Annotated in this window: 21 protein-coding genes; 7 read left to right on the top strand and 14 right to left on the bottom strand. The window is 38.0% G+C overall.

The genetic code is table 11. The features are described 5' to 3' along the window. Positions 1-242: 242 nt before the first annotated feature. From CXF89_RS15635 to CXF89_RS15645, 3 genes are all read right to left on the bottom strand, one after another. A complete protein-coding gene (locus CXF89_RS15635; RefSeq protein WP_007579961.1) occupies positions 243-551 on the bottom strand; it encodes a hypothetical protein in 309 nt (102 codons plus the stop codon). Positions 552-938: 387 nt separating this feature from the next. Further along, positions 939-1,184, bottom strand: a complete 246-nt coding sequence (locus CXF89_RS15640; protein WP_121955127.1) for a DUF4235 domain-containing protein — start codon at positions 1,182-1,184, stop codon at positions 939-941. 228 nt (positions 1,185-1,412) lie between these two features. After that, positions 1,413-1,796 (bottom strand): hypothetical protein, encoded by a 384-nt coding sequence (locus tag CXF89_RS15645; RefSeq protein WP_121955128.1) that lies wholly within the window; start codon positions 1,794-1,796, stop codon positions 1,413-1,415. A 468-nt stretch (positions 1,797-2,264) separates the two neighbouring features. Between CXF89_RS15645 and CXF89_RS15650 the strand changes: the two genes are divergently transcribed. The 3 genes from CXF89_RS15650 (at position 2,265) to CXF89_RS15660 (ending at position 4,550) form a co-directional block, all read left to right on the top strand. After that, a complete protein-coding gene (locus tag CXF89_RS15650; protein ID WP_007378461.1) occupies positions 2,265-2,759 on the top strand; it encodes a hypothetical protein in 495 nt (164 codons plus the stop codon). Positions 2,760-2,913: 154 nt separating this feature from the next. After that, positions 2,914-3,528, top strand: a complete 615-nt coding sequence (locus CXF89_RS15655) for an acyl carrier protein phosphodiesterase (RefSeq protein WP_121955129.1) — start codon at positions 2,914-2,916, stop codon at positions 3,526-3,528. 86 nt (positions 3,529-3,614) lie between these two features. After that, positions 3,615-4,550 carry a hypothetical protein gene (locus tag CXF89_RS15660; protein WP_121955130.1) on the top strand — a complete coding sequence of 312 codons (936 nt, stop codon included), beginning with the start codon at positions 3,615-3,617 and terminating at the stop codon, positions 4,548-4,550. A gap of 95 nt (positions 4,551-4,645) precedes the next feature. On the opposite strand, the gene CXF89_RS15665 is transcribed toward CXF89_RS15660, so the two are convergent. Next, entirely contained in the window at positions 4,646-5,122 is a 477-nt protein-coding gene (locus tag CXF89_RS15665) for a YqhA family protein (protein WP_007581432.1), read from the bottom strand. 144 nt (positions 5,123-5,266) lie between these two features. Between CXF89_RS15665 and CXF89_RS15670 the strand changes: the two genes are divergently transcribed. Continuing rightward, on the top strand, positions 5,267-5,608 hold the full coding sequence (locus CXF89_RS15670; protein ID WP_007581433.1) for a YajD family HNH nuclease: 342 nt from the start codon (positions 5,267-5,269) through the stop codon (positions 5,606-5,608). Between the two features lie 112 nt (positions 5,609-5,720). Here CXF89_RS15670 and CXF89_RS15675 read toward each other — a convergent pair whose 3' ends face one another. Beyond that, positions 5,721-6,191, bottom strand: coding sequence for a YHS domain-containing (seleno)protein (locus CXF89_RS15675; RefSeq protein WP_008165251.1), 471 nt, complete (start codon positions 6,189-6,191; stop codon positions 5,721-5,723). A gap of 130 nt (positions 6,192-6,321) precedes the next feature. On the opposite strand from CXF89_RS15675, the gene CXF89_RS15680 reads away from it, so the two are divergent. Continuing rightward, positions 6,322-7,143, top strand: a complete 822-nt coding sequence (locus CXF89_RS15680) for an AraC family transcriptional regulator (RefSeq protein WP_121955131.1) — start codon at positions 6,322-6,324, stop codon at positions 7,141-7,143. A gap of 4 nt (positions 7,144-7,147) precedes the next feature. Here the strand turns inward: CXF89_RS15680 and CXF89_RS15685 are convergent, their stop codons facing one another. The 4 genes from CXF89_RS15685 to CXF89_RS21535 all read right to left on the bottom strand — a co-directional run bounded on the left by CXF89_RS15685 (position 7,148) and on the right by CXF89_RS21535 (position 9,796). Further along, positions 7,148-8,092, bottom strand: a complete 945-nt coding sequence (locus CXF89_RS15685) for an alpha/beta hydrolase (protein ID WP_257983230.1) — start codon at positions 8,090-8,092, stop codon at positions 7,148-7,150. Positions 8,093-8,149: 57 nt separating this feature from the next. Next, complete coding sequence (locus tag CXF89_RS21460; protein WP_257983231.1) at positions 8,150-8,440, bottom strand: hypothetical protein; 291 nt, start codon at positions 8,438-8,440, stop codon at positions 8,150-8,152. Between the two features lie 205 nt (positions 8,441-8,645). Next, positions 8,646-9,170, bottom strand: coding sequence for a hypothetical protein (locus CXF89_RS21530; RefSeq protein WP_308304270.1), 525 nt, complete (start codon positions 9,168-9,170; stop codon positions 8,646-8,648). Then, a complete protein-coding gene (locus CXF89_RS21535) occupies positions 9,113-9,796 on the bottom strand; it encodes a serine hydrolase domain-containing protein (protein ID WP_308304271.1) in 684 nt (227 codons plus the stop codon). The genes CXF89_RS21530 and CXF89_RS21535 overlap by 58 nt, the downstream gene beginning before the upstream one ends. A gap of 386 nt (positions 9,797-10,182) precedes the next feature. Between CXF89_RS21535 and CXF89_RS15695 the strand changes: the two genes are divergently transcribed. Next, on the top strand, positions 10,183-10,491 hold the full coding sequence (locus CXF89_RS15695; RefSeq protein WP_008165256.1) for a hypothetical protein: 309 nt from the start codon (positions 10,183-10,185) through the stop codon (positions 10,489-10,491). Positions 10,492-10,615: 124 nt separating this feature from the next. On the opposite strand, the gene CXF89_RS15700 is transcribed toward CXF89_RS15695, so the two are convergent. The 4 genes from CXF89_RS15700 to CXF89_RS15715 form a co-directional block, all read right to left on the bottom strand. Next, complete coding sequence (locus CXF89_RS15700) at positions 10,616-11,293, bottom strand: DUF799 domain-containing protein (protein ID WP_008165257.1); 678 nt, start codon at positions 11,291-11,293, stop codon at positions 10,616-10,618. A 1-nt stretch (position 11,294) separates the two neighbouring features. Further along, complete coding sequence (locus tag CXF89_RS15705) at positions 11,295-11,642, bottom strand: DUF4810 domain-containing protein (RefSeq protein ID WP_008165258.1); 348 nt, start codon at positions 11,640-11,642, stop codon at positions 11,295-11,297. Next, complete coding sequence (locus CXF89_RS15710) at positions 11,642-12,322, bottom strand: CsgG/HfaB family protein (RefSeq protein ID WP_007378468.1); 681 nt, start codon at positions 12,320-12,322, stop codon at positions 11,642-11,644. Before CXF89_RS15710 ends, CXF89_RS15705 begins: the two co-directional genes overlap by 1 nt. Positions 12,323-12,628: 306 nt before the next feature. Continuing rightward, the gene (locus CXF89_RS15715; RefSeq protein ID WP_121955132.1) at positions 12,629-13,399 is read right to left on the bottom strand and encodes a DUF1223 domain-containing protein; all 771 of its coding nucleotides are present in this window, start codon (positions 13,397-13,399) and stop codon (positions 12,629-12,631) included. A 177-nt stretch (positions 13,400-13,576) separates the two neighbouring features. Here CXF89_RS15715 and CXF89_RS15720 point away from each other — a divergent pair, with 177 nt between their 5' ends. Beyond that, the gene (locus CXF89_RS15720; protein ID WP_007581448.1) at positions 13,577-14,254 is read left to right on the top strand and encodes a glutathione S-transferase family protein; all 678 of its coding nucleotides are present in this window, start codon (positions 13,577-13,579) and stop codon (positions 14,252-14,254) included. A gap of 53 nt (positions 14,255-14,307) precedes the next feature. Here the strand turns inward: CXF89_RS15720 and CXF89_RS15725 are convergent, their stop codons facing one another. Beyond that, positions 14,308-16,047: a SulP family inorganic anion transporter gene (locus CXF89_RS15725; RefSeq protein ID WP_121955133.1), complete on the bottom strand. Its 1,740-nt coding sequence runs from the start codon at positions 16,045-16,047 to the stop codon at positions 14,308-14,310. Between the last annotated feature and the right edge of the window lie 355 nt (positions 16,048-16,402).

The following is a 16,402-nucleotide window of genomic DNA, read 5'->3' on the forward strand; positions in this document are numbered from 1 at the left end:
GGGCAACCAATTAACGTTGAATCGACTGATATTTGCTTTTGCCGTGCATTAGTATTGTTTAACGGCCAATTAGTATCACCGGCTAATAAAAAATCCCTGAGTCAAAAATTGATCTTTATAGGTTCTACTTTAAGCTCTCATAATAGTAAAAAGCCGTTGCAGTAATGCAGCGGCTTTTCATTATAGTTTTGTGTGCTTTGGCAATACAAGCATAAGGCTCTATACCCCTTTAAAACCCTCTATTAATCGTCAGGTCCTTTTAAGGTAAACACTAAATGTTTACGCATATCTTTTAAAATAACGCCTTTTTTAAGCATTGCGCCGCTTAAACGCTTTTGCCATTTTAATAAATCTGGTTCTGCGGCCGCTAAGGCTTGCTCGTTTTCAAACTGAAAGCACAGCAGTAGTGTACTTGGAAATAAGTGGTATTCCACATCAAACCAGCATTGCAGCATGCCTGGGAGCTCAGCGCGACCTTGTTCTTCTAATTTTTCAGCAGTATTAAGTACAAGTGCTTGCTGTTTTATTTGCACTGCAGAGAGTTTTTTCATTATTAAAATCCAAGTTAGCGGCTAAAAAATGCAGCCGGAATGCGGGCATTATACGCAAGCTTGTAGGCAGGCAACAACTTTGAAAGAGAGTTAATGTTTAATAGAGTGTATCTGCTTAAAATCTAGGAGGCCCTGTTGGAAGGCGCCTTTGGCTTTTCCAACCTACGTAGGTTGGAAAAGCGGCGCAGCCGTGCCATCCGACATTTTAAATTTAACCACAGAACCCCGGTTTGGATATTAATATGTTTTTTAGCTCAATAGTTAAGTAACCTTAATCAAGGCTTTAGCAAAGTTGCTTGCGACAACTGGGGATTGGTTGCCGCAAGCCGCCCTTAGAGCCTCACCGCATTACGATTAATACTTATAAGAGGTATCAATCGGGTCGGTTTATTTGGATCGGCGCTTGTCTAGTACATAACGTACGGCCATTCTTGCAACACCCGCACCAATACCTGAGACTACTGCCCATGTAACGGCCTCTTTAAGATCGGTTTCTTCGTTTGGTCTATCTTTTGGGGCTGGTTCGTTGGTAACCTTTTCCCACGATTTTTGTAAAGTTTTCCTTGTTAACATACCTGCAGATGCAGCGGCGAGACCTATACCGATAGTCGTAATTAGTTGTTTATTACTCATAATGTTCTCCTTTTTATAAATAACGGCAGCGTTATTTATGTATAACTCTTTAAGTAAGAATATTAATAACAGCAATTTACGTACCGATATACGCCTGGGTAATAAGCACAGTTATATAAAAAACTCACTCAAAGTTTTACAAATTTAAGCGTAAAGCTTTGAGTGAGATTGCGACAAAAGTAAGAGCGTTTAACTGAAAGGTTATTTTACTCACGCTTAGGAGGTTTATTAAGCTTGTGCTTCAGTTCCTAGTAAGGCACCGATATAGGCGAGTTCTTCGCTAAAAATACCATTCAAAAGAGCGTTTTGCTCAATTATTACAGCGTCATTAGGTTGGGCTTTGTATTCTTGCTGGCATCTTGTGAGTTCGGTGGCCAGCCATTGGCAAACATTAGTAGTTAATTTTATTGCTGTTTTTAAAAATAATGACCATTTTATTTTTTGTAAATTAAAGCGGTAAAGCGCGACAGCAATAACACCATAAGCTTGCTGTTCAGGTGTTGGCATGTTGTTAGTATTTATTGAAGTGCTGTTTAAAAGCTTGGTATTGACCATCGCTTGTTGCAGTGCAGCTTGTTGTGATTGACTTAAGAAGTTGTTTTCGTAATCCATGGGTGGCCTATATCTGCTGATAGCAGGGCAATATAAAAAGAAGATTTAGCACAGTATTTTACGATTCATGCGCACCGAAAAATGAACCACAGTGATAACAAAATTAGACTGACTCTTTACTGAATTAATAAAACACAATTGTAACTGGGTAGGGGAATTGAAGAGGATAAGCGTCTTTGTTTTAACCTTCAAATCGCATGAAAAATAATGCTCTGTTGGTGTTTTTAATTTTATTGGTAAGCACGGTAATAACCATAAACAATAGAGTGATAAAAACCTCTCTTTATTTCGCAAGGAATTTTGTTTATGTAGATAGGAGTTTTTTACAAAATTTAGCAATTTTTACTCTAATAATAAGAGTGTTAGTACGGAGTTTTGTTTTATGTTATTGATTTTAAATGATAATTTACTTGGTTTGAGTTTTGCTTGGTAGTAAGTGTATTTTCTTAAATAAATAAAGGAGTTATTATGAGTACCGTTATTACTGGGTTATTCGAAAGTGCATCACAAGCAACACTCGCAATTTATAGATTAGAAGCTTTAGGTATTAATGAAGCTGATATTAGTATTGTAGCCAACGACTCATACGCAAAGGAAGATTTTGCTGTAGACGAAGGTACTAAAGCTGCCGAGGGCGGCATTATAGGCGCGGCTTCAGGTGGTATTCTTGCTGCAATTATTGGCGGATTTACTGCCGTAGGGACTGTAGCAACAGGTGGTACGGGCTTATTAGTTGCCGGTCCATTAGTCGCTGCATTTGCTGCTGGTGGCGCAGGCGCTGCAGTTGGTGGTACTTTAGGTGCTGCAGTTGGTGCGTTTATCCCCGAGCACGAAATTAAGTATTATGAAGATGCCATTGAAAAAGGCTCTATATTAATTGGTATTAAGTACGATAGTGACAACAAAAACGCTATTGAAGAAATACTTAACAATGCAGGCGCAAGTAACGTTTCTACAGCGTAATGCTAGCTAATTAGTTTCAAAATTAATATGAAAGGTGAAACTTAGTTTCACCTTTTTTATGCTATTTTTTTGATTAGGCATAAAATCTAACTTTAAGTAGCGCTTACAATTAAGTTATTATTTTAACTGTATTAATACTAAGCCCGAGAACACTTTGAATTATTTAGCTCACCTTTATTTAGCACAGCCTACAGCCGATTCTCACTTTGGGAACTTGTTGGGCGACTTTGGTGGTAAAAGGCATGTAGAACACTTACCAAATACGGTTAAAAACGGGCTCGATAACCACTATTTAGTCGATAAATTTACCGACTCTCACCCAGTAGTAAAACACGCTAAACAGTACTTTTCACCCGAGCGTAAGCGCTTTGCTGGTGTAGCTATTGATGTGGTGTTTGATCATTTTTTAATTGTGCATTGGCAGCGATTTAGCAAGCAACCTTTAAGTGACTTTAAGTACACCAGCTATCAGCTTTTAAATAATCGCATACCTGTTATGCCAACGCGTATGCAGCATGTTGTAACAAGCATGACTAAAAACGATTGGTTTAAAGAGTACGAAACCGTTGAGGGAATAGGAGTAGCACTTGATAATATTGCTAACCGCATCCGTTTTACTAATAACTTTGCGGGGGCGGCTGATGATATAACGCGTAACTACGACGAATTAGAAGCCGTGTTTTTAGCGTTCTTCCCGGAGCTAATTAAGCATGTAAGTGAGTTTGACCTTGAAAGCACCCCAAAAAATGACATAAAGCGCATTATTTAAAGTTTTCATCAATTGTTAACCTTTTGTGATAATTTAATGTGAAAAACACGCTACTCTTAATGCAAATTAATTTTTGAGTGTTTTTAATGAATCGCAATTACTTGGTTATTGTGAGCTTTGCTGTTTTAGCGGCATTTCAATCTGGTGCTGTATTGGCTTTTGACTTTGACTTAAAGTCGGTACGAACCACTATTTCAAACCCTAATACTAGCCATGCGTTAATATACGACGACTTGGCTGGGAGTAATCAAAAAACACTGTTTTCGTTAGAGCCCATAAACAATCAACGTGTGGGTGTGTTTTTTGATATTAACGACATTGAAATTGGCTACTCTGCCGATATTTTTGAAGATGATGTTGAAACAAAAACACAAGATATACTGCTTTCGTATAGAAAATTTAAAAATTCTAAAATCACATTTAACTATCAAACGCTTGAAGGGCTGCAAAGCACGGCTAGCAATTTAAGCGGCAATCAAACGGATCAAATTTTCTCGAAAAATACACGTTCAACCAAGTTTGAGCTATCTGGCCAACACAACTTTTATACCTTCAACAATAAAGAGTCTTTGTTTGAGCATTTTTTTCTTAATAGACCAAAGCTAAGCAGCAAATTTGACTTGTCGTTAAGTGTTGTTGGCGCGTGGTCTTTCAAGCATGTATCTCTTGAGAATAAAGATAATATTGTGTTTCAGGCTGATTTTTTAAATTCGTCTGCACCACAGGTCACTAAGTTAATTTCTAATTCGTACGGGGCGAGTATTGGCTCGCTTTTATCATTTTCGTTACCGCATAATGTTCACGTATTTGCTGAATACAAAGTAGGTAAGGGAAATATTCGAAATACAGACCCTGGGCTGGGGTTAAAAGATTCGGGCGGTGAAAAAGTAGCGGCATACGGCGGTGGTATTTCTTGGACTTCAAGTAACAAAAAACTCATGGTAGTACTACGTGCGTGGGAGCAAACAGGTAGGCATATAGATACTTCTTTTGGTGACTTGTCAGTAATTAAGTTTTTTTAATATTGAGTGCTGGGGCTCTCACTTGAGTTTTTGCAGAATTTTAGGGATAAGTAATTACACCTGCATGTAATTACTTAATAGTAATGAGTGCTTAGTTAGTCTTTCATTGAGCGCCATGCAAATGTAGATGCTGCAATAACGATCGCAATGGCAATACCTAAGTAGAGTGTTTCTATTGTGCCGCCGAACTCAACTGCGTGCTCTAAAAATAGTATTACCAGTACAACCGAAGTTACTTGTACCAGAGTTATTTTTAAATCATGAAAGTCTTTAATATTAAAAGCAGCAAGAAATTTACTTTCCTCAGGCTTAGATGGTGTTATAAATAGTCGGTACAAGCTAATAGCAATAACTTGTAAGGTAATTCCGATTAGTAGCAAATCAAGAATTTTCAGTAGTTCAACTATTAGGGCTTTACCGGCTTTAGCTGAATCAGGCAGGTCAAATAGCGTTGTTATTACTATATTAGCTACAATATTAATGCATGAAACATAAACGAGTAATGATGATATTGCAGCGGTAATAACGGCGATTACGACCAAAAACCGACTTGTTTGGAATATATTTTCCATGTTGCTCAACTTTATAATTAGATCTGACTTATACGAAACGTAGCTTAAGTTAGATCCCTTACGAACTTTTTACTTTTATATTTGCTTTAACATATTGGCTATTTACTTGTTAAGCATAGAAATAACAAATTTAACTGGAATATTATGAGTAAGAATAACGATGTACCTCAGGCTTATGTTAAGCAAGAGGAAGGTTATAGAATAAAAGCCTTAAGATTATACCCTTGGGTATGCGGGCGTTGTGCTCGTGAGTTTGAGTATTCTAATTTACGTGAGTTAACGGTGCACCATGTTGATCATAACCACAGTAATAATCCTGAAGACGGCAGTAACTGGGAGTTATTGTGTATTTATTGCCACGACAATGAGCACAATAAATACCACGAGCATATTATGTATGGCGGGTCGACTACAGATCGCAAAGTGGAGGCTGCGACGCATTCTCCATTTGCCGATTTAAAAGCGATGCTTAATAAATCAAAGTAATATTAGTTAAATTAAGAGCTTAAGCCTAAAATTTTATTAATTTAAATGGCATTTTGAGGGTGAACGGTTATAAACCGAAGCAACCTCAAAAATTAACTTTAAATTGGTTTTATTAAAGCTCTTTTGCTGTTTTGTCTTTTATGTCAAACCAGTTTGAATCGGCTGAAGTAATAAAGCCAGGTACGTCTTTTAGCCATTGTTTTTGAACCGATTTATCAAGATTTAAATAAAGTTTGTTTTCAACAATTTTGAAAGCCTCTGGATCTACGTCAAACTTTTTCTCCATTGATACACCAAACGCACAAAAGCCACCAAATTGTGGTGCGTATTTTTCTGGGTTAGCTCTAAATAAGTCGCGGTGCTTAGCTGAACTGAACTTATAAATGGCATTTTTATGTGTTGCAGTATATTCAGAGCTGCCTGTTACCGCTTTGTTTTGGGTAAAGTAAGCAACGGTATCGTAACCACTAATTGCAATGTCGTTAACGTCGGCATTTGCGTCTATGTCTGCTGCAAAGCTTAGTGAACTTGCAAGGACTGATGCTGCAAAAAAAGCTGATTTAGTGAGTGTCGAAAATTTCATGTGTATCTCCAAAGAAAAATTAAATAGGTTTGTTTGTTTGTTTAAAACTCAACTGTACTTTATCGTTATTGTTTGGTTAATATGCGTCTATTAGTCTGTATTTTCATACCAATAATCCAAAGAGGCGTTTATGGACGTACTTTCGAGTGTACTGAGTCACTTTTCGCTTAATGCCAATGTGTTTTTTAGTGGGAACATGTGCGGTACGAGTGACTTTAGTGACGATCAAGGTGTTGGGCATTTACATTTATTACGCTCAGGTACGTTAAAAGTGCGTAGTAATAGTGGCTTTGAAGTTGTTTTATCTACGCCTTCGGTTATATTTTTTCCTCACTCTACAGGGCACTGTTTATTTTCGGATAAGGGTGACGGTGCTGATTTAGTGTGTGCACAAATTAGCTATCAAAGCGGCGGGCATAGCCCTTTATTGCAGTCGCTGCCTTTTTGCTTAAATTACGAATTAACGGGTGATGGATTATTAACGCAGAGCGCTTTTTGGATTTTTGAAGAGACATTTAAAGACGCCAGCGGTAAGCATTTAATTATAGATCGCTTATGCGATGTATTTTTAATTAGTGTGCTTCGTAAAGTACTAGAAGAAGGCACAATTAAAAGCGGGATGATGGCAGGGCTTGCCCATCCTCAGTTGGCTAAGGTATTAATAAAAATACATCAAACCCCAGAGCAAAGCTGGTCGCTTAGCGCTATGGCTGAGGAATGCGGCATGTCACGCTCTAAATTTGCCGATACGTTTAAGCGTGTAATTGAGCAAACACCGGCTGATTATTTAGCAGATTGGCGCTTATCGGTTGCTAAAAAGCTTATTTTAAAAAATCAAAATATGGATTTAGTGGCTAATCAGGTTGGTTACGAAAATGGCTCTGCACTTGCCCGTGTATTTAGAAAAAAAACAGGGCAAGCGCCAAAAGAGTGGTTATTGAGCCAGCAGTAAACGTTCAATTTTGTAAGTTAGCTGCATCCGTTGTAATTAGGTAGTTTGAATCGAGTGACCAAAAATTATTTTCGAGTTTTTGCAAAGGTCGCTTTCTAGAACCAGGCGATGCCTTATGCAGTATCAAATTAATAAGATCTGAACTGACCGCAGGATCACTATGAAAGTAATCATGACCTATTAAGCTGCCAGATTTAGGTACTTTAATTAGGCTTACGTTACCTACAGAAGTAAATATGTCTTGCTCGTTTATGTTTACATCTTTTGTGTTTAATCGACCAAAGCTTAAGCTGTTTGTTAGCCACTGTGAAATACCCAATGCGCTATCTTCTTGAGAGGTGTAAATGGTAATTTGTCCAAATGCAGGTCCAAATTGCTCAGCCATGAGTCTTTGTTTAATAATACCAAAATCGAGATCGGGGGCGGCTAAAATTAAGTTTTCAATACGCAGGTCTTCTCGAGGATTTCCGCCACTAGCTCTGTTTTCAATTATAAGCTCTCTAAGAGTTGTGGTTACTACATCTGTGCCACGGCTATGCGCAATAATATGAATATTTTCTATTTCAGGATTTTTAAAAAGTAGTCGTAAGGTTTCTTTTAAATGAAAAATAGTAAATTGACCAGACTCTTTATCTTCAAAATAGCCGGTTAATCCTGTGGCGGCAGCAGGCCAAGAGTAAACAATAGGTACGCCTTGTCGGTTTAAAAAATGCCAAATACCAGCAAGAGTAAATACCGATTCGTTAAAGGTATTATTAAAGCCGTGCACAAACAAAATAACGTCTTTGTTATTACTGTTTTTTAAACGCTGATTAATGTTTTTGTTTAACTGGGTTTCGTGAAAAATTTTGCGTTCTAAAATATCTTCATCAATTTGGAGTTTGTTTTTTACGCGTCTAAATTTATAAGGCGATAAAGGAAAGCGACCTAATTCATCGGCTTTTTCCATTACGTAAGTTAAATTAGCGGAGCGATTTTTAAGATTACTTTGCTCTAATAGCTCACTCTACTGCAACGACTTATCGCCAAAATTTACTTTTGCTACACCGTACGCAATTGATGGCGAGCGACTTGCGTTATACATAACCCCCTCTTTTTCAGAAATTGCTCGGTCTGTAACATAGAGCAATTCCATATTTGTAGTATGTAGGTTTTTAGGTACTTGGGCTTCTGAATAAGGCGTACTTACATATAAATTGGGTGTAGGTATTAAAGCTGGGTTTGAAGTACAGGCAGATAGCAAAATAATGAGCAAAGGGGCGAAAATATAGGATTTACCGTGAGGGTGAAAAAGCATGCTTATTCCTTATTTTCGGTTTGTAAATTATTTTAAAGAGGTTAAGTATAAAATTAGCATATAAAAAGTAACATATTTATTACCTTTTACACATCACATACTAATTTTATAATTTATTGTTGCGTTAACGAGGATTCAAAATAAAAATACCCGAGCTTATAAGTAGAGAAAGCTGCGGGCATTGTTTTTTGGGAGGCTTATAAAGCTAAATCTTAATCGCCTCAGTAGGCGTTGTTGATAATCCACTAAAATACTTCATTACTAATTGGCCTTGGCTGTTTTTTTCTATTACTAAGTAATTGTTTGAATTAGGGTAGTAAAAGCTATTTTTAGACATGGTAATAAGTTTTGTTTTATCGCCACCAGTGCGCTTTGAATACAAAACGTCATTTTCAAAAATTAGGCTGCGTAAGGTGTTTTCATCAATACGGTAATCACCCAATACGGGCGCTAATTGCTGCTCTGTTACCTCTGCTTTTTTAAACTCGGGTAGTGCAATACCTAGTGCTCTGGCTGTGAATTTTTCGTTGATAAAAATAGGGTTTATGTGGTTTGAATTAGCCAGTACTGCAACATATAGCTTTTGCTCTGGAATATAGCGTGCATGTGCTAAAAAGCCATTTATTCCGCCAGTGTGTTTAATTACGGTGTATTCATTCAAAGGCTTAATAATTAATCCGTAACCATAGGATGAAAAGCTGCCGTCGTTAAGTTTAAAAGGGCTGACCATCTTCTCATAACTTGCTTACTAATAAGCTTGCCAGACGATAACGCATTAAACCAAATATTTAAGTCAGTTGGAGTAGATATAAGCGCACCTGCGGCATATGGCCAATCCATATTAATGTAGCTGGTGTTGATAAATCCTTGCTCTGTTTGCTCATACCCAGATGCGCGATGGGTAACAAGTTCTTGCCCTTCATAACTACTCTGGTTCATTTTTAGCTTTTTAAATATGTGTTGTTCAATAAAGTCTTTGTAAGACTGGCCAATTGCTACTTCAATTATTTTACCAAGCAGTGAATAGCCCGTGTTCGAATAAGCCATGGCTTCGCCGGGTTTAAACACCATTGGGTGTTTGGCAAAACGCGCTAACGTATCGTCAACGCTGGTGGGTACTTGTATTTCTTTATCAAAGAGATCGTCGTCATCTGTGTAGTTGGCGATGCCTGAGGTATGGGTTAATAAGTTTTCGATTGTGACGAGGTTGCCCTCTGTTGGGAAGCTTGCAACATACTTATGAATATCATCGGTAACCGCTAGCTTACCTTGCTCTTGCAGCATCATAATTGCAGCTGCAGTAAATTGTTTTGAAATAGAACCTAAACGTAAAACGCTTTGCTCATTAAGTGCGATGTTATGTTCAAGGTTGGCAAGCCCTCGCGCTTCTTTAAAAAGGACTTGCCATTTTTACTTATAATTACCGATACTCCAGGCTCATTTTCAACTAGGTTCTCGTTAAGAATTTCCTGAAACTGCGAGGCCGTCGCGTTTGCTTTTACAAGGCTGGGTGTCAATAGCAAGAAGGCTAACAAACAGCTAGCGTAAAATGGCTTAATCATATTCATCCTTTTAGTTTTTATACCAAACCGGTTAATAGGCTTAGCAATCCTTGTGCTTATTAGTGAATTAATATTGCACAGCTAAAAAGTAAACACAATTATTGAATTTTATAGGGGTTCAGTAATAGGTATAATCGCTGCGTTTATTGGTTTTATTATTTTTACAAGGAAGTTATTTATATGCCTGATGTAACGGCTCTATTTTATATTGCGATTATGGCTTTTTATTTATTACACAAAAACGAAGAGGACAAAATATTAGTGCCCATAATTGGTTTTGCTGTAATTCCTCTTTTTAGCAACGATTACTGGCTATGGTTTAAGGTGAGTGTAGGGTTGGGAATTTATGTATTGATGGTGGAAAAAGCTAAAGCAGGGTATACCGGTGGAGGGGCTGTTTCAGCATTTGCTATGTTTTTTATGGTGGCTTTTTTAGTTAGTATTTTTATAAAAACTATTTTTTCTGTTGCTATTAATTTTAGTTTTTAAAATCTGCTCTAAATACTTAAAAGTAACTTTGCTAAGCTTTTTAGCTAAGTAAGCTGTTATTAAAAAGGCCGAATCCCATTTAATGGTTCGGCCTTTTCAAGCTTTAGGTTAATAACAATAAGAGTTATTTTTTCTTTTCGCTTGGTGCTGGTTGGCCATAATTAGGTGAACGAGGTCCATATAATAAGCCGTTGTAAACATCTGAAGAAAGTAAGCGTGTTGAAGTCATTGCTGCGATTTCAAAGCCTTTATCAGTGACTGTTTCAGCAATTTGATTAATTGCTGCAATAACAAGCATGCCTACAAGGCCACCACCGCCATTACTTTGTTGTTCAGCTGAAGAGGCTCTAGCTTTGCCTTGCCATAATTGCTCGCCAGTGCGTAAATCAACTAATGAGGCTGACACAGTTACAGCTGTTTCGCTAGAAATTACAACATAGCTAGTACCGTATTCTTCAATAGTGATGTAAAGCGCAGAGTCTGCACCAAAAATCTCATGTAATTTATTTACCGGTACTTGGTGCACGTCGCTTGCAACAGTGAGGCCATTACCTTTAAAGGTTTGATCAACTAAAGCAACAGGAAAAACATAAAAACCCGACTCAGCTATAGGCGCGACCATTTGAGTCATCACACTGTATGGTGCAATTACTTCAGGTGTATTATTTAGCGGAGGTAAAATAATAACTGAGTGAGGGTCTGCTTGTTTAAACGCCGTGTAGTCATGTGCTGGTGGAGGTGAAACACAACCAGCGAGTAATGCGACTAATGCGATCGCTGTGTATGATTTTAAATTAAGCATATTAAGCGCCTTTCGCAGATTTTAGAAGGAAGTCGATGTAATGAACTGATTCTGGGAAAAGTGATTTCTCAGTTTCGAAGTGAGTAGTGCCTAATGAAGGATTACCCGTTTCAAAGTACAGCATACCTAGGTGAGCATGTAGCCCAGGCGCAACATTCTTACTTTTGTTTGCAGCATCGGCAATAATTTGCTCAAGCATACTAATTTGCTCTTCAGCTGTTACGTCATCTGCTTTTAAATAGGCGTATACGGCAGTGCTATAGTCACCGTAATAGTAAATAGGTTCTTTCGTTGAGTTACAACCTGTTAGGGCTATACAAACAAATGCTAAGGTAATTAGCTTTTTCATTATTTATTGCCCCATTGGCCAGCTTCAAGACCAGTAACTAACTTGTTAACGACTTCGCGAATAGCTAGGTCAAGTACTTTGCCATTTAATGTGGCATCGTATGAAGCTGTGCTACCAAAACCAATAACTTCACGTTCTGATAAGCTGTATTCACCAGCACCTTGCACTGAATAAATAACTTCTGATGTAGTAACATCAACAACATTAAGCGTTACTTTAGCGTAAGCAATTTGCGATTTACCTTTACCCAATAAACCAAAAAGTTGGCGATCGCCAATAGCTTTACGGCCAAACTCTGTTACATCACCAGTTACAACAAATTTAGCACCGCTAAGAACTTGTTTTGTACCTGTTAACTTTGCTTCTTCTGCAAGGGCTGCCATATTGTCGCGATCAAGCACACTAAAGCGATTTGTTTGTTGTAAGTGGCTCATTAGTGTTGTTTTTGCTTGGCTGCCTAAACGGTCTTGGCCTGATGAAAATATACCATTTTGAAAGCTCGAACGGTTTACAAACTGACCTACGACTAGTTTGCTTTTTGTACCTGAGTAGGTTGTGTTATAGCTAGCAACAGTTGGTGTTTCTATTACTTTTGATGATGTTGTAGCACACCCAGCTAAAGACGAAGCTGTAATTGCAGCGATTACAATTGTTTTAATGTGGCTTTGGTTAATTCGCATAAATTTTTGTCCATATAGATAATTGCAGAAGTTTTTATTGATAGGCGCTTGATTTTTATACTTATAAGTCAATTGCTTATTTCAAGAGTCCATTCAACTTACTTTATAAACAAAAGTTGATGTAAATACAATGTTATTTATGTTTTACACAGATACACACAATAAAAAAGAATAAATTCTTTACAGGAATAATGCTAATTCATTAGTTTTTAAATTATTAGAAGCTTTTTTCTATAGTTTATATAAAGAGCATTTATTACGCGCTGAGTTGTTAATTAATAATTTAATTCCAATTAACCTTAACTTTTAAAACCAATCGGCTGCAACTTGTAGTGGGGTAGGGTCGCCTTTTTTAGATACCCAAAATACTAAGGCTTGCTTTGTTGGCGATATTTTTTTAGCGCTAGGCAGGGTTAAATCAGTTAATGATAATTGCTGCTTAGTTTGCATGTTACTTTGCTCGTAACCAATAACAACAAAGTCGTGTTTTAACTTATGGCCTGCGTTTTCGCCGCTGTGTATTTGTGTTTCTATGCCAAAGCCTAACAGAGCTACATGGGCTATTAAGTTTTGGTTAGTATCATCTTTGGTATTAACAGTATCGTATTCGAGATTAATTTTACTGTTGTTTATAGTCGCTTTTAAATTACCTAAATAAGGGGCTTTAGCTACAGGAATAGCTTGCTTATAAAACCAACCTTGCCACCCGCTGCCGTTAACCATAAATCCTGGGGTTGCTACAATCCTACTTTTACCGAGTGCCTTATAAGTACGTTGTCTTTTACTAAAAACAGCAGAGGCAAACGGGTCTTTCCATCCTAAATAATCCCAATAAGTAACATGAAAATTAATAGGGATTAAATCAGTCCATAGTTTTTCATCATCTGTAAACGTTGAAATCCAGCGCTCTGCGGGTGGGCAACTACTGCAACCTTGCGATGTGTAAAGCTCTAAAAAGGTAGTCGGATTAGCTGTACTGGAAATAGTTACTTGCTCAGCAGCTTGGCTTTGAAAGCAAAAAATTATTAACCCAAAAAATACGATAAGGAATGGACGATATAATGTTTTAGAAAGCATGCTGTGGCTCACAAAGGCTGATATTCACCTTAGCATAAGTGACTTTTAAGATTGAAGTATCACGAAATACTCACAATTAAATCACGTTTTCGCTGTATACTTTACTTAGTTAAAACTTAATTTGAACACCCGCTCAAGTTGTGCTTTAATCGTTGCTCAATTATTGAGGAACTTTACATGATTAAATTTTATTTTCACCATACTCCTAACCCAATGAAGGTTGCACTCTTTTTAGAAGAAACAGGCTTACCGTTTGAACTTGTTCCTCTTGATACTTTAAAAGGTGAGCAACATACACCTGAATTTAAAGCAATTAATCCAAACGCTAAGGCGCCAGCAATTGTTGATGGTGAAACTCGTGTGTTCGATTCGAATGCTATTTTAATGTACCTTTCTGAAAAATATGGAAAGCTAGAAGGCAAGGGCGATGACCGCGCTGAAATGCTGTCGTGGTTAATGTTTATCGCATCTGGTTTAGGTCCGTATTCAGGGCAGAGTGTACACTTTAGACACATGGCGCCAGAAGGGCTTGATTACGCGGTTAATCGCTATTTACGTGAAGCGCAGCGCCATTACGAAGTACTTGATACTCACCTTGAAGGTCGTGACTTTATTGTGGGTGATACGTATACCATTGCTGATGTATCTGCATGGGGCTGGATTGATAAAGCACCGGTTGTATTAGGTGAAGAGGGCTTAGCACCGTATCCAAATCTTAAGCGTTGGTTTGAAAGCATTGATAGCCGCCCAGCGGTTGCACGTGCACGCGTAATTGGTACTGATGTAGCCTTTAAAAAAGAGTTTGATGAAGACGCTAAAAAAGCGTTTTTCCCTTCAAATTACCCTAAAGTATAAAAAGTACTTAATACTAAACAGCAGATCAGCTAGCTGATCTGCTGTTTAGTATTTCATGGCTGTGTTAGCACCTCTTTATTTTCATCTGCCACGAATAAATTAACTTCCTCTGTGTGCTGGCTTACGCTATTTCTTTTTAGGGCGATATATAGGTCTGAGTGAATATATATACCTTCTTTTCCCGACTTCATTCCTGCAATTTCAAACCACGAAAGTAGTTGGCGTTTTCTACCTGCAAGTTCAAGCCTTATATCGCGCTTTTTAAATATAACATCTAGATCGGCAAGCATTGCCATTACACTTAAATCTAAGTGAGTAAAGCAGGGCACAGCGTCAATTATTACACAGTGGCTGTCGTCTTTTTGCCTTGCGTATTGCTCAAGTAATCTGCGTTTAAAGTAGCTGGCATTAAAGTAAGTTAAAGGTGAATTAAAGCGATAGATAAACACGCCTTGCACTGCTTTTGCTTTATCTGTGGCGTCTAAACTTCTTACTACACCGTTAACATCTACGCCGAGTACATTGTCGGTTGGGCGCATAACAGTGCGAATAAATTGAAATAACCCCAGTAATACAGCAAGTGTGATCCCTGGTATAACGCCAATAAATAACACCGCAAGTAAGGTGGCTGAGGCGAGATAAAATGCCTGTTTATCTTTTCGTTTTAATTGCCAAACAGCTTTTAAATCGAGTAAATGAACAGAAGCAATAATAAGTACAACACCCAGCGCTGCACTTGGAATAAACTCAAGCGGGGCTGTTAAAAAAACGGCTATGACCGCAATAATAGCTGCTGCAATTATTGATACTAACTGCGTTTTTCCGCCTGTGGCATCGTTAACTGCGGTGCGTGAGTCGGCGCCACTAACTGCAAAACCTTGCGAAAGAGCTGACGCTATATTGGCAATACCTAGCGCTCTAAATTCCTTATCGGCGTCTATGTCGTAGCCATTTTTAGCAGCAAAGCTGCGGGCAGTTAGCATCATACTTACAAAGCTCACGATGGCTAAGTTAAGTGCGGGTACCACTAGCTCACGAATAATTCCTAAATCAAAAACAGGAGTATTAAAAACGGGAAGCCCGCCAGTTACGGTGCCAATAGTTTTTATATCAAGTTGTTTTAAATCAAAAATCCATACCAAAATCGCACCAAATGCAATGGCAAACATTGATGCCGGCCACGTGGGTTTTATGCGTTTCATGGCAAAATAGACCGCCAGTGTAAACAAAGCCATTAGTAAGGTGGGAACATGTGTTTGCGCTAGATATGTGGGCACACCACCTAGGCGTTCAAGTAAGTAGCGCTCGTCAAAAGTAAAGCCAAATACTTTAGAAAACTGACCCACAATAATAGTGATGGCTACGCCGTTTAGTAACCCCATTAAAATAGGTTTAGATAAAAAGTCGGCTAATACACCTAGCTTAAATTTACTGGCTATAAAGCACCAAAAGCCGGTCATAGCGGTCATGGTGACAACAAGTTGCCAATGCTTAAAGCTGTCGCCTGCAGCAAGAGGTGTTACTACGGCGGCAATAACGGCGCAGGTAGCAGCATCAGGACCGACTATTAACTGTTTTGAAGTGCCAAAAAGTGCATATAGCATCATTGGCAGTATGCAAGAGTATAACCCGACGGCGGCGTTAACACCGGTTAGTTGCGCATAGGCTATGGCAACAGGTAAAGCTACGGCAGCTACCGATAGCGCTGCTCTTACATCATCAGCAAACCATTGTCGCTCGTAGTGCAGCAATGTATCTAAACCCGGCATAAAATTATATAAACGCGACAGCACTTCAGTATCCTTGCTAATAGTTACAACGTTTTGATAGTAAATTTAATATTCAAATAAGTATAGCTAGGTGGGAGTGTTTTTTACGTAATACCCACTGTATTGAATTAGTTATTTACTATAGCGATGGAAGGTTATTTAACTCGGTAGACGACCACCTTTAACTCGGTAGGCGACCACCTTTCAAATTTATTATTTATAATTTACAATTGCTTAACTAACATCCTAAGTCTTTTAAGTTATACATAAAGTCTTTAAAGGTAAAAGTAGAAGGAAAGTTTTCTATTAATTTAACTTCCCTAATTGCTGTAACCCAATTGATTATAAGTTTAATGAGTTAAGGTAGGGGAGTATTGCA

Origin of the sequence: Pseudoalteromonas sp. MelDa3 (assembly GCF_002863625.1) — a bacterium.
GTDB lineage: Bacteria > Pseudomonadota > Gammaproteobacteria > Enterobacterales > Alteromonadaceae > Pseudoalteromonas > Pseudoalteromonas arctica.

Coding starts and splice junctions, on each gene's coding strand:
- CXF89_RS15685 (WP_257983230.1), bottom strand. CDS start 8,092: ATGGAAAAAGCCGATGAATTAGGTCGCTTTCCTTTATCGCCTTATAAA.
- CXF89_RS21530 (WP_308304270.1), bottom strand. CDS start 9,170: ATGGTCAGCCCTTTTAAACTTAACGACGGCAGCTTTTCATCCTATGGT.
- CXF89_RS15710 (WP_007378468.1), bottom strand. CDS start 12,322: ATGCGAATTAACCAAAGCCACATTAAAACAATTGTAATCGCTGCAATT.
- CXF89_RS15695 (WP_008165256.1), top strand. CDS start 10,183: ATGCCTGATGTAACGGCTCTATTTTATATTGCGATTATGGCTTTTTAT.
- CXF89_RS15680 (WP_121955131.1), top strand. CDS start 6,322: ATGGACGTACTTTCGAGTGTACTGAGTCACTTTTCGCTTAATGCCAAT.
- CXF89_RS15635 (WP_007579961.1), bottom strand. CDS start 551: ATGAAAAAACTCTCTGCAGTGCAAATAAAACAGCAAGCACTTGTACTT.
- CXF89_RS15675 (WP_008165251.1), bottom strand. CDS start 6,191: ATGAAATTTTCGACACTCACTAAATCAGCTTTTTTTGCAGCATCAGTC.
- CXF89_RS15645 (WP_121955128.1), bottom strand. CDS start 1,796: ATGGATTACGAAAACAACTTCTTAAGTCAATCACAACAAGCTGCACTG.
- CXF89_RS15700 (WP_008165257.1), bottom strand. CDS start 11,293: ATGCTTAATTTAAAATCATACACAGCGATCGCATTAGTCGCATTACTC.
- CXF89_RS15665 (WP_007581432.1), bottom strand. CDS start 5,122: ATGGAAAATATATTCCAAACAAGTCGGTTTTTGGTCGTAATCGCCGTT.
- CXF89_RS21460 (WP_257983231.1), bottom strand. CDS start 8,440: ATGCTTTTTCACCCTCACGGTAAATCCTATATTTTCGCCCCTTTGCTC.
- CXF89_RS15720 (WP_007581448.1), top strand. CDS start 13,577: ATGATTAAATTTTATTTTCACCATACTCCTAACCCAATGAAGGTTGCA.
- CXF89_RS15670 (WP_007581433.1), top strand. CDS start 5,267: ATGAGTAAGAATAACGATGTACCTCAGGCTTATGTTAAGCAAGAGGAA.
- CXF89_RS15640 (WP_121955127.1), bottom strand. CDS start 1,184: ATGAGTAATAAACAACTAATTACGACTATCGGTATAGGTCTCGCCGCT.
- CXF89_RS15715 (WP_121955132.1), bottom strand. CDS start 13,399: ATGCTTTCTAAAACATTATATCGTCCATTCCTTATCGTATTTTTTGGG.
- CXF89_RS15660 (WP_121955130.1), top strand. CDS start 3,615: ATGAATCGCAATTACTTGGTTATTGTGAGCTTTGCTGTTTTAGCGGCA.
- CXF89_RS15650 (WP_007378461.1), top strand. CDS start 2,265: ATGAGTACCGTTATTACTGGGTTATTCGAAAGTGCATCACAAGCAACA.
- CXF89_RS15705 (WP_008165258.1), bottom strand. CDS start 11,642: ATGAAAAAGCTAATTACCTTAGCATTTGTTTGTATAGCCCTAACAGGT.